At 70.5% G+C, this 11,814-nt stretch carries 7 protein-coding genes and 2 pseudogenes; 5 read left to right on the top strand and 4 right to left on the bottom strand.

The genetic code is table 11. The features are described from left to right. Window positions 1-107 precede the first annotated feature (107 nt). The 3 genes from FH608_RS48020 to FH608_RS48030 all read right to left on the bottom strand — a co-directional run bounded on the left by FH608_RS48020 (window position 108) and on the right by FH608_RS48030 (window position 2,751). The gene (locus tag FH608_RS48020; RefSeq protein ID WP_139637906.1) at window positions 108-371 is read right to left on the bottom strand and encodes a hypothetical protein; all 264 of its coding nucleotides are present in this window, start codon (window positions 369-371) and stop codon (window positions 108-110) included. A gap of 13 nt (window positions 372-384) precedes the next feature. Then, window positions 385-1,779, bottom strand: coding sequence for an FAD-dependent oxidoreductase (locus tag FH608_RS48025; protein ID WP_226900544.1), 1,395 nt, complete (start codon window positions 1,777-1,779; stop codon window positions 385-387). Window positions 1,780-2,049: 270 nt separating this feature from the next. Next, window positions 2,050-2,751, bottom strand: coding sequence for an NAD(P)-binding domain-containing protein (locus tag FH608_RS48030; protein ID WP_226900545.1), 702 nt, complete (start codon window positions 2,749-2,751; stop codon window positions 2,050-2,052). A gap of 83 nt (window positions 2,752-2,834) precedes the next feature. On the opposite strand from FH608_RS48030, the pseudogene FH608_RS48035 reads away from it, so the two are divergent. Together FH608_RS48035 and FH608_RS48040 are read left to right on the top strand one after the other, a co-directional pair. After that, a pseudogene (locus FH608_RS48035) lies at window positions 2,835-3,781 on the top strand (IS3 family transposase). A gap of 59 nt (window positions 3,782-3,840) precedes the next feature. Then, window positions 3,841-5,181: a hypothetical protein gene (locus FH608_RS48040; RefSeq protein ID WP_139637908.1), complete on the top strand. Its 1,341-nt coding sequence runs from the start codon at window positions 3,841-3,843 to the stop codon at window positions 5,179-5,181. Window positions 5,182-5,284: 103 nt separating this feature from the next. Here the strand turns inward: FH608_RS48040 and FH608_RS48045 are convergent, their stop codons facing one another. Continuing rightward, a complete protein-coding gene (locus tag FH608_RS48045; protein ID WP_226900546.1) occupies window positions 5,285-6,394 on the bottom strand; it encodes a tyrosine-type recombinase/integrase in 1,110 nt (369 codons plus the stop codon). A 120-nt stretch (window positions 6,395-6,514) separates the two neighbouring features. On the opposite strand from FH608_RS48045, the gene FH608_RS54075 reads away from it, so the two are divergent. The 3 genes and pseudogenes from FH608_RS54075 (at window position 6,515) to FH608_RS48060 (ending at window position 11,812) form a co-directional block, all read left to right on the top strand. Then, window positions 6,515-7,921, top strand: a complete 1,407-nt coding sequence (locus tag FH608_RS54075; protein WP_139637909.1) for a coiled-coil domain-containing protein — start codon at window positions 6,515-6,517, stop codon at window positions 7,919-7,921. Window positions 7,922-8,286: 365 nt separating this feature from the next. Then, a complete protein-coding gene (locus FH608_RS48055) occupies window positions 8,287-8,619 on the top strand; it encodes a hypothetical protein (RefSeq protein ID WP_139637910.1) in 333 nt (110 codons plus the stop codon). A 30-nt stretch (window positions 8,620-8,649) separates the two neighbouring features. Further along, a pseudogene (locus FH608_RS48060) lies at window positions 8,650-11,812 on the top strand (Tn3 family transposase). Window positions 11,813-11,814 lie beyond the last annotated feature (2 nt).

An 11,814-nucleotide genomic window follows, 5' to 3' on the forward strand; every position in this document is an offset into this window, starting at 1 on the left:
AGCCGATGGTCTGGGTGATGGCAAGCGCAGCGACGACCCGCCAGCCATGTCCGGAACGCGGCGGACCGCCGCCCCGAGTTCGAGGGCGGCGGTCTTGGCGGGGAAACTCATGCTGGGCAGGCGATCAGCGCGCGGCCCTCAGCCGTGGTTGCCCAGCCGCCCACGCGGGTCTCGGCGATGAAGCCCTGGGCTTGCCGGCGCCAGGCGAGCGTTCCCGCCATCCGGGCGATCGCCGGAGCGTAGCCGGGGTTGGTGCTGGGCGTGCGGGCCGCGACCAGTTCGTCGGCCAACTGGTGGGCGGGCATTGGCTCATGGTCGCAGATGAGGCGCAATGCCTCCTTCTGAGCGGCGGTCGGGTAGCCGTCGGACATCGGGGTGCTCCTCTCAGCCGCAGCAGCCGCCGGACTCGGCGGCGCTTACGGTGGCGAGGGGGAGCGAGGCAGACAGCAGGCCGCCGCTGATCCCGGTGGCTAGGCCGACCCGCTGTTCCTGGGCCTCGGCCAGGTTGGAGGAGCACACGCCGGTCTCGGGCAGGTCGAGCTGCACGTCGCGGGCGGCCTGCCAGTCCCCGGCCAGGGCCGCCACGACCGAGCGGACCTGCTCGTAACCGGTGGCCATGAGGAACGTCGGCGCGCGGCCGTAGCTCTTGACGCCGACGGCGTAGTAGCCGGGCTCGGGGTGAGCGAGTTCGTCGGCGCCGTGGGCGGGGACGGTGCCGCAGGAGTGCTGGTTGGGGTCGATCAACGGGGCCAGGGTGCGGGTGGAGCCGAGCACCGGGTCGAGGTCGAGCCGGAGTTCGGCGGCGATGGAGTGGTCGGGGCGGTAGCCGGTGGCCGACACGATCCGGTCTACGGTGACGCTCTGTTCGTGGCCGGAGGGGTCGCGGCTGACCACCTCGACGCCTTGGCCGGTGGCGTTGATGCGGTGGGTGAAGAAGCCGGTCAGCAACCGGATACGGCCGGATTCGACGTGGGCCCGCAGCCGGGTGCCGAGCGCGCCGCGGGCCGGCAGCGCGTCGGCGTCGCCGCCGCCGTAGGCGCGGGTGGCGTTGCCGGCGCGGATCGCCCAGGTGATCGGGGTGTCGTCCAGTTCGGCCAGCGCGAGCAGGGTGGTGGCGGCCGAGTGGCCCGCGCCGACGACCAGCACCCGCTTGCCCTCGAAGCGGTCGCGGTCTGCGCCGAGCACGTCGGGCAGCGTGTGGTCGACGAACACCTCGCCCTCCCCGTGAGCGGGCAGGCCGCTCGCGCCCAGCACGTTCGGGCTGGTGTAGGTGCCGGAGGCGTCGATGATCGCCCGCGCCTGCAGCTCGGTGCCGTCGTCGAGCCGGATCAGGAACGGGGCCTGCTCGCGGCCGGCCGTACGGACCCGGTCATAGCCGAGGCGGCTGATCGCGCTCACCTTCGCGCCGAACCGGATCTTGCCGCCGAACAGCTTGGCCAGCGGGGCCAGGTAGTCGTCGATGAGCTCGGCGCCGGTCGGCAGCCAATCGGCGTCCGGGGCCATCCATCCGTCGGCCTCCAGCAGGCGGCGGGCGGCGGCGTCGACGTTGTACTTCCACGGGCTGAAAACTCGCACGTGGCCCCACTGTGCCACCGAGGCGGCGACCCGGTCGCCGGCCTCCAGGAGCGTGAAGTCGATGCCGCGTTCGGCCAGGTGGGCGGCAGCGGCCAGCCCGACCGGTCCGGCGCCGATTACGACGACCGGCAGCGCGCTGGCCTGTTGGGTGGTGGTGAACTGCTCGATCTCGATGGCAGTGGTGCCGCAGCAACTGTCACTCATGACTGCTCTCCAGGTGGGCGGGTGGGTTAATGGTGCGACAGGCTGAAGGTGCGGGCGCACTCGATGGCGGCGCTGGCTCGGCAGGCGGTGCCGCACACCTGAGCGGACCCCTCGTCGAAGGTGACGTCCGAAGTGGGCGAAGCGGGCCGGCGCAGGCGGGTGAACAGAGCACGCATCGCCCGCCTCTTGAATAGAAGTCCATCTAAGCAGTGGCCATCATGCAGCACTGCTTAGATATTTGTCAAATTAGCCGAGTATCGAAATAGCTGATCAGAGGCCGACCTGTGCATGGGCGTCCCGCATGTGAGCGGCCAGCGGGCCGACGACATAGGCGGCATCCCGGCTCACGCCGCGCAACGTGTTGGAAGCGAACGAGCGCTGGAACTCCAGCCCCAGATAGACCAGCCCAGGCAACACGGTGGAGACGCCGCCCTGGTGCAAGGGCAGACCTTCGGGGGTGAGAGCGCCGAGCGGACGCAGGTAGTCCAGGCTCGGCAGGTAGCCGGTGGCCAGCAGGACGACGTCCACCGGTTCGCGCTCACCGCCAGGCCAGACGACGGCGTCGCCGTCGAAACCGGTGAACATCTCCCGCCGCTGCAGCCGGCCGGACTCGAGCGCGGCGCGGTAGTCGCCGGTGTCCACCACCAGCGTCTGCTGCACGCTGTGGATCAGCCATTCAGGCGGCAGGTCGTCAAAACCGCTGCTGGCCAGCCAGTGATGCACGTCGTGCCCGTCGCGCCGCTGCGGCAGGAACGCCAGCGGCCGACGCGAGGCGATGCTCACCTGCGCGACCTCGCCCAACTCGTAGGCCACCTGGACGGCCGAGTTGCCACGCCCCACCACCACGACACGCAGCCCGGCCAGGTCCTTGGGATCGCGATAGTCGGCCACGTGCAGCACCTGGCCGGTGAAGCCGTCCTGGCCCGGCCAGGCGGGACGGATGGGACGAGCGAAGGAGCCGCTGGCGGCCACCTCGCCACCGGCCCTCTGAGGCTCCTCGCAGATTCCGGACAGTTGGCTACATAAGCTGACGGAAGTCTGGAAGAGGTAGGTACGTGACGAGGCGTCGCAGGCAGTTCTCGCCGGAGTTCAAGGAAGAAGCTGTCCGGATGGTGCTGGAGGGCGAGCGGACGGTCGCGTCGGTGGCGCGGGAGTTCGGGATCAACGCCAGCTGAAGATGCGTGCCTGGATGGGCGTGTCCCGCTCCGGCTACGACGACTGGCGCGAGCGACCGGCCTCGGCCACCGCACAACGCCGGGCCATGCTCGCCGGGCTGGTCGCCGAGATCTTCACCGACTCGCACGAAACCTACGGCTACCGGCGGGTGCACACCGCATTGCTGCGCCGTGGCGAGCACTGCTCGGCCGAACTGGTGCGCGCCTTGATGCGTGAACAGGGCCTGACCCCAGCCCAGGTACGGGCGTTCCGGCCGGTCACCACGGTGCAGGGCGACTTTCGCGGCATCCCCGACCTGGTCGGCCGCGACTTCACCGCCGAGCGGCCGGGCACCAAGCTGGTCGGCGACATCACCTACGTCCGCACGTGGGAGGGCTTCCTGTATCTGGCCACGGTCATCGACTGCCACAGCAAGGCGGTCCTGGGCTGGGCGATGGCCGATCACTACCGCACCGGCCTGGTCAAGGACGCGATCCGGATGGCCGCCGGTACCGGCCTGCTCCAGCCCGGCGCCGTGTTCCACACCGACCGCGGCTCGAACGACACCAGCGACGATTTCGGCCGCTTCCTGACCAACCTGCAGATCCGCCGCTCGGTCGGCCGCACCGGCATCTGCTACGACAACACGATGGCCGAATCGTTCTTCAGCGCGATCAAGAATGAATGGCTGCACCGCTTCGTCTTCACCACCCGAGCAAAAGCGAAACGGCAGGTCATCCGCTACATCGAAGGGTTCTACAACCGCCGGCGCCTGCACTCCGCGCTGGGCTACCGGCCACCCCTGGAAGTACTCAACGAGTCCCTTTCATCACAAACAGCAGCATAGGCTACGCCCATAAGACAGCCGTCCGGAATCATCGTGGCGCCTCAGTGGGGACCACGGCGGTGGTGTCGTTGGCCCGGGACATTCTGGTTGCTCTGGGCAAACAGCCCGCCGCCGTGGTCAGCAGCCGCATCGGCACTGCGGCGATGTGGCAGGCGGCCACCGCCTGGCTCGCCGCGGCGGGCATCGGGCGCCTGGTGGTGCTACGTGCGCACCGGCTGCCGCAGCGCGCGCTGGCCCGGCTGCCGCAGCTCGCCGCCGACGCCCGCGTGGCGCTCACGGTGGTGTGGCACGCGCCACCACCGCCGTCGTGGGAGACGGCCCTGCCGGCGGCCACTATCTGCCTGTCGCGGCAGGTGGCCGAGGCGGTCGCGGTGGCACGGCGGCCGGGACCGGGTGCGGCGCCGGTGGTGACCGGTGAGCGGCGTGAGCAGAAGGACCAAGCGCTCAGCCACGTACTTTCGCAAGCCTTGCCCTCGCTGCCCGACAGCGAGGCCCCGTGGTTTTGCGCGGATGCTCAGCGGCTGCTGCAGCGCGAGGATTTTTGCCGCGCGGAGGTGCTGTACGACTACGGCGGAGACGCGGTCTGTGCCTTCGCGTCGGCCGTCGCAGGGCAGTTGGATCGGCCGCTGGCCGAGTGCTGCCGTCAGTTCCGGGCTCGAGACGAAGCCAGGCTCGCGGAAGGCGGCCCAACGAGCCGGGCGACGGCGCGCGAGCCCGGGCTGTGGGAGGTGCCGAGCTGGGAGAGGGTGCGAGCGCGCTGGGCCGCGCTGCTGAGCCCGCCGGAGCCGGCAGCCTCGCCGCAGGTTCAGGAGTGCGACCGGAGGTCGCTGGTGCGCTTCCTGGTCGGGCTGGTTGCTGGCATGTCGTCGAGGGCGCACAGCTTGGCGGTGCTGCGCGGCGCGCAGGCGGGCTTGCTGCGGCATGGCCTTCATCTGCGGCTGCCAGGGCGACCTGAGCGGTGGAGTGGGCCGGGTTTCACGGACCCTCCGGTCACGTCCCCGTTAGCTGAGCAGATCCGGAGCCGGGTCGTCGACCCGGTGCACGCGTGCGCCGTGGCGGCGCTTTTGGTGACCGGCCTGCGGCCTGCCCTGCTGGGCTTGATGCGGCTGTCCAACCTGGCGCCAGATGCTGCCATGCTGAGCAGCTATCTGCCGTTCCGGATCGATTATCTCGTTCCGGAGTGGGGCCGGGACCTGTTTGCCGCCGCGCGTGTCCACGCTGCCGGCCACCACCCTGGCGATGGCCCTCTGCTGAGCCGGGGCATCGGGCGGACCGGCCAGATCCTGGCCGACACCGCCCGGCAATGCGGGCTACGGCTCCGACCGGCCATGCTCGCACCTGGCCTGGAGGGCTGGCACGTGCAGGCCCGCTGCTGGTTGAAAGAGTCACCGCAGGCGTGAGCCGACGGCCCCGGCACGCCGGCCGTCCTATCGGCGGCACCTCGCGAAGCGCTACGACCGGGATGGCGGGCGGGCGGATGCCGGGCCTGACGCGGTGTCCGTGTCAGGGCGCGGCGGGAGGCCGATGGTCAGCGGAGGTCTCGGACAGCAGGGGCGCGACGGTGGGGACGCGGAGTCGTTCGACGGCGTCGCGTGCTTCTTCGTCGGGGCGCACGTCGTAGCCGAGGGTGGTGCTGGGGCTGGCGTGGCCGGCCAGGCGGGCGGTCATGATCGCGTCGGCCTGTGGCAGGAGGTTGGAGATGAAGGTGCGGCGCAGGTCGTGCGGCCGGACCGGGGTGGTGGCGGCCTGTTCGGTGCGTTTGGCGAGGATGTCGCGTACCGCCTGGGGGTTCATCTGCCAGGGGCGGCCATCGGGGGTGGTGCGGAGGGCGCCGCCGCGGGTCAGGCGGGGGAACAGCGGGCCGCGGTGGGTGCCGCGGTGGGCGAGCCAGGCCTCCAGGCGGCGTGCGGCGAAGGTGTTGACGGGGATGCGGCGTTGTTTGTCGCCCTTGCCGATGACGGTGAGCATGCGCCGGGCCCGGTCGTAGTCGGCGTACTGCAGGGCGACCAGTTCGGCGCGGCGCAGGCCGCAGGCGTCCAGCACGGCGATGACGGCCGCGTCCCGCAGTCCGGCGCCGGTGATGGTGCCGGTGGGGGAGCGGTCGGCGTCGCAGGCGGCGATGAGGGCGCCGATGACGGTGTCGGGGACGTGCTGGCCGGCCGGCTCGCGGTGGCCGGTGAAGGAGGTCAGGGCGACGGCGCGCTGGTGGTCGTCGGTGCTGAGCAGGCCGAGTTTCCAGGCCTCCTTGAGTACGCCGCGCAGCGCGGCCAGGTGCTTGTTGCGGTAGGCGGGCGACCAGTCCATCTGGTCGATCTGCTCGCGGATCCATGCGGTGTGCTCGTAGCGCAGGTGGTGCCAGGGCTGGCCCTGGCCGGTGACGGTGGCGTCGTCGAGTCGGTCGCCGGTGAGCATGCGGGTGATGTGGTCCAGGCAGATCTGCATGGCGCGGCGGGAGTCGGCGCTGCCGAGGCGCCCCAGATAGAGCAGGTACGGGTCCCGGGCGGGCGCGACCGCCGCGGCGGCACCCGGCGTCAATCCGGCGGCGGAGGCGGGGAAGGCGGCTGCGGGGAGCGGGCGAGATTCCGGCCCTGGGGCCAGGTCGGCGTCGATCACGGATCCACCCTAACAGAGATGATCTTTGAGAAGTTCAGTTCTCAGTGATCATAAAAGAAACGCATGAGCGATATGCTTAATCGACAGAAGTACAGCATGTGCTGATGCTAAATTCGTTCGGTGACGGAGATCAGCCTCGACCCCAGCGAGCCGCGCCCCGCCCCGAACCAGGACCACCCCGCCGCACCGGCCTCCCAACCGCTGACGCCGGCCGGGCTCCACATCGAACGGGAAGAGGCCCCGGCGCACTCAGGCCCGAGCATGGGGCCGAGCGAGGAGGAGCCGCCCCGCGGCGGCCGGGGCCACACCCGCGACTGCCTCGCTCTCGACACCGACGACCCGCTGCGCCAATGCGCCCGGCCCGGCTGCGACCGCGCGAAGCACGAACGCGAGCCCGGCAAGGGCGGCCGTCCCAGCAAGTACTGCTGCAAGCTGTGCGCCAACGAGGCCAGCCGGGCCGCCGACAGCGCCCCCGCCGCGGTGGCCACGCACACCGCCGTCAGCGCCTTCACCGCCGAGGCCGGCCAGATTCGCGCCCGGCTGCACCAGCGCGACGCCCAGTTGGCCGCCGAACGCGAGGACCTGCACCAGCTGGATGAGCGCCTCACGCAGGTATGGGAGGCCATCACCACCCAGCTGGCCCAGGCCGAGAGGGGCACGCAGCAGGCCGAATCCGACGCTGAGCAGGCCCGTACCTCGATGCGCGCCGCCCACACCGCGCGCCAGACGGCCGAACAGGAACGGGATGCGGCCCTGCGCCACCAGCAGGAGGCCCTCCACGCCCAGCGCCAGGCCGAAGAGCACCGCGACCGCATCCACAACGAAGCCCGCGCCAACGCCGAACGCCTCGGTGTGCAGATCGGCCAGCTCACCGCCCAGCTGCACGACGAGCAAGGCCTGACCAAGCGCCAAGCCGAGCAACTGGGAGCCCTGGGCGCCGACCTCTCCCGCACCACCGGCCTGGCCGAGGAACGGGCGGCCGCCTTGGCCGAGCGCGAGACCCAGTTGCACGAGGTTCGCGCCGAGGTCCGCAGCCTGCAGGAGCACCTGGAGCAGGCCGCCGCGCACCTGACCACCACCCGGCAACAGCTTCACGAGGCCACCACCGCCGCCGAGGAAGCCCGTGCCGAAACCCGCGCGGTGCGCGGCGATCTGGCCGGTCAGCAGCGCCGATTCGACGAACAACGCGACCAGCTACAGACCCAACGGGACGAGGCCCGTCTGAGCCAGGCCACCGCGGAAGCCCGACTGGAGATGGCCGAACGCGAGCTGCAGACGCTGCGCCGTCAGCTCGCCGCCGCCCAGGCGGCCACCGGCCTGGTGGTGCCGCCGCTGGCCGACGTCGACGGCCGGCCCGGCGTGCGGCTGCCCGGCGGGGCCTTCGACGCTGTCACCCTGCAGGACGGCGTGGTGACGCTGCACCGCGACGACAGCGCCATCCCCCTCGGCGACACCTCGCAGTCGCCGGCACAGGCCCGAGCACTGAGCGCCGCCCTCCAGGCCGTCACCGCCCCACCACCCGCCTGAGGGCGCGTCCATGCCATGCGCGCCACGGGGCCTTCGACGTGCGTAAACGCGTCAGGCCGCGAGAGCGAAGACAACCGATGCCAACAGCGCACGGTCAACATAGCGGTGCCCCGGGACGCGTGAAACAGAGGCGAGGCCCGGAGCTTATGATCCCCTCCCTAACAGCCAGGGCCCGCCAATCACGCCATTCGCCGGACTTGCCGCCCGCCCGATGTCATGACGAAACCGGCGGAGAAGCGAGGCCATGCCGGGGCGCGATCGTCGAATGGCGCAGGGAAGGCACGGACGCCCTGCTCCCTTATCGCGGGTCAGTGACGGTGCCGGGCCGGGTGCCGGACGGGCGCGGGAGCAGGCGGGAGACGGGCGTGCACGACGAGCGGGAGGCGCTGCCGGCACCAGCGGCGGGGGAGCGGCTGTCGATTTACGCGCTGCCAGAAAATACGGCGCACGAAAGCGGGCATACCGCCGCGGACTACACGCTCAGCGCGGCCGCCCAGCAGCGGATCGCCGACGGCGTGCCGGGCGAACACGCGGGGCGCCTGCGCCCGCCAGTGGGCGCTGTTCACCGCCTGGTGCACCGCGCACGGCCGCATCCGGGGTTGGGGAACCGACGGACAGCCGTTATCGGTGAGATCGATCATGGAACTGCGGAAGATTGGAACGCTCGCTTTTGTAACAGGTTGATCGCTGTGAGTTGATTGCGGGTGGGCTGGGCCTACTTTGCTGGCATGCCTGCGGAATTCCTGTCTGCTGAGCAGAGAGCGGCCTACGCATCGTTCGCCGAGATGCCGTCGCTGTCAGATCTGGAGAAGTTCTTCTTCCTCGACAGCTTCGACCGGAACGTGATCGCACAGTCGAGGGCCGATTCGCATCGGCTAGGCGTCGCTGTCCAGATCGGGACCGTGCACTACAAGGGGTTGTTCCTGGAGGATCCGCTGGCGGTGCCCTGGCCGGTGGTGGACTACCTGGCCGAGCAGCTGGGGATCGGTGATGCGTCGCAGGTCAAGAAGTACGCCGTTCGTGCGCAGACGGCCTATGACCACGCGTGGGTGATCCGGGACACTTACGGCTTCCATACCTTCGACGACCGGGACAGCTGGAAGGGGCGGCAACTGACGCGCCAGTTTCGGACCTTCCTGCATGGCCGGGCGTGGACGCATGCTGAGGGGCCGGTGGCGTTGTTCGAGCAGTCGGTGGCGTGGCTGCGGCGGCATCGGGTGCTGTTGCCCGGGGTGACCGTGTTGGAGCGGCTGGTGGGCAGCGTGCGGGAACAGGCCGACGTCCGCATGTACACCGTGGTGGCCAAGCAGGTGCGCCGTGCCTATCCCGGCCTGCCGGCCGCGTTGTCGGGTCTGCTGGTGGTGCCGGAGGGCTCGCGCGTCTCGGAGTTGGAGAAGTTGCGGCAGGCGCCCAAGCGCACGTCGGGGACGGAGATGGTGCGGGCGCTGCAGCGGGTGGACAATCTGGCCGGCTTCGGGCTGGGCCGGGTTGCGGTGTCGAAGGTGCCGGTGCGGCGGATGAAGATCTTGGCCAAGTACGGGGCGGGCAGCAAGGCGCCGGCGCTGGACCGGCTGGTCGAGCCTCGCCGGACGGCGACGCTGCTGGCGGTCACCCGGAGCCTGGAGGCCGAGGCGATCGACGACGCTTTGGATCTGTTCGCGCTGCTGATGGCGACCAGGTTGATCAGCCCGGCCCGCCGCAAGTCCGCCGGTGAGCGGCTGCGGATGTTGCCCCGGCTGGAGCGGGCCTCCAAGCTGGTGGCCAAGGTGGGCCGCGTCCTGGTCGACCAGCTCGACCTGGTTGATCAGGAGGGGGCCGACCTCGATGTGGCGGCGATGTGGGCCGCGGTGGCCGACATCGCCGGCGTCAGCAAGGAGCAGGTCCGCGCGGCGCTGGACATGGTGGAGGAACTGGTCCCCGAGGACGACGGCGCGGCCGAGGCGGCGATGCGCGCCGCGCTGGTGGAGAAGTACCACACCGTGCGCCCGTTCCTACGGCTGCTGGGCGAGTCCAAGGCGCTGTCGGCGGCACCGGGCGGGCGCCGGGTGCTGGCCGCGGTACGCGGGCTGCCGGAGCTGTCGCGACGGCAGGTGAGCAAGAAGCCGCTGCTGCCCAAGGAGATCGACGCCGCGCTGGTGAGCGCGTCGTGGAAGCGGGCGGTGTATGCCAACCCGGACCTGGCGCAGGGGGCGGTGGATCGCGACGCGTATGTCGTGTGCGTGCTGGAGCACCTGATGCGGGCCCTGACGGTCCGGGATGTGTTCGCCTCGCCGTCGCTGCGCTGGGCCGACCCGCGCGCGCATCTGCTGGCCGGCTCGCAGTGGGAGGCGATCGCCGAGGATGTGCTGGCCTCCCTGTCGCTCACCGACCCGGTCGAGCAGCATCTGAACGGCAAGGTCATGGCCCTGGACGCGGCCTGGCGGCAGATGGCCGCCCGGCTGGAGGAGGCGGGCGAGGACGCGTTGGTCTCGGTGGTGACCCCGGCCGGCGGAGGGCGGGCTCGGCTGTCGGTGGAGAAACTCGGCGCGCTCGGCGAGAGCGAGTCCCTGGCGTGGCTTCGGGCCGCCTGCCAGGCGATGCTGCCCCGTATCGACCTGCCCGAGCTGCTGCTGGAGGTGTATGCCTGGACCGGGTTCCTGGACGCCTACGTGCACCTGGCCGACATCTCCACCCGCATGAACGACCTGCCGAGATCGGTGGTGGCGCTGCTGGTCAGCGAGGCGTGCAACGTCGGATTGACGCCGGTGATCAAGGCCGGGGATGAGGCGCTGACCCGTGGTCGGCTCTCGCACGTGGACCAGAACTATGTGCGCGGCGAGACGCACGCCGCGGCCAACGCGATCCTGATCGAGCACCAGGGCCGGGTACTGATCGTCGCGGCGTGGGGCGGCGGGCTGCTGGCCTCGGTGGACGGGCTGCGGTTCGTCGTCCCGGTCAAGACGATCAACGCCGGGCCCTCACCCAAGTACTACGGCTACAAAAGAGGTCTGACCTGGCTCAACGCGGTTAATGATCAAGTGGCGGGGATCGGGCAGATGGTGGTGCCGGGCACGCCCCGCGACTCCCTCTACATCCTGGACTGCCTGATCAACCTGGACGCCGGGCCGAAACCCGAGGTGGTCACGACAGACCAGGCCAGTGACAGCGACATGGTGTTTGGGATCTTCTCCATGCTCGGCTACCGGTTCGCGCCCCGCTTCGCCGACCTGGGCGACCAGCGGTTCTGGCGGGCCGATCTGCCCGACGGCAGCACTGGCGCGTACGGGGTGCTGGAGGCGATCGCCCGGAACAAGGTGAACATCAAGAAGGTGCTCACGCAGTGGCCGGACATGGTGCGGGTCGCCGGGTCGCTGGTGACCAACCAGGTGCGCGCCTACGACCTGCTGCGCATGTTCGCCCGCCAGGGCCATCCGACCCCGCTGGGGCAGGCGTTCGCCGAGTACGGCCGCATCGACAAGACGTTGCACCTGCTCAGCATGCTGGACCCCGATCGATTCCAGCTACCGCCGGAGCCTGGGCAAGCAGTTGTCGGTCCAGGAGTCCCGGCACCGCCTGGCGCGCAAGCTCTGCCACGGCAACGCCGGGAAGATTCGGCAGGCCTACCGGGAGGGCCAGGAAGATCAGTTAGCGGCGTTAGGGCTGGTTCTCAATGCTGTGGTTTTGTGGAATTCGAAGTATTTGTCGGCGATCCTGGACCAGTTGCGTGCCCAGGGCGTGCCGGTCAAGGACGAGGATGTGGCCCGGCTCAGCCCGCTGGGCCACGCCAACCTCAACTGCCTGGGCCGCTACGCGATCGCTTCCTCGGCCCCGGACAAGGGCCTGCGGCCGCTCGGAGTGGCGGCGCTGCCCCAGGACGCATCTTCCGCCGTTGTGGACGAGGACGGCGTGTAAAC

This window comes from Nonomuraea phyllanthi (genome assembly GCF_006334985.2).
In the GTDB taxonomy this organism is placed as follows: Bacteria; Actinomycetota; Actinomycetes; order Streptosporangiales; family Streptosporangiaceae; genus Nonomuraea; species Nonomuraea phyllanthi.

Excerpts from the sequence above, each read along its gene's own strand:
- FH608_RS48020 (WP_139637906.1), bottom strand. The coding sequence starts at position 371 with ATGTCCGACGGCTACCCGACCGCCGCTCAGAAGGAGGCATTGCGCCTC.
- FH608_RS48025 (WP_226900544.1), bottom strand. The coding sequence starts at position 1,779 with ATGAGTGACAGTTGCTGCGGCACCACTGCCATCGAGATCGAGCAGTTC.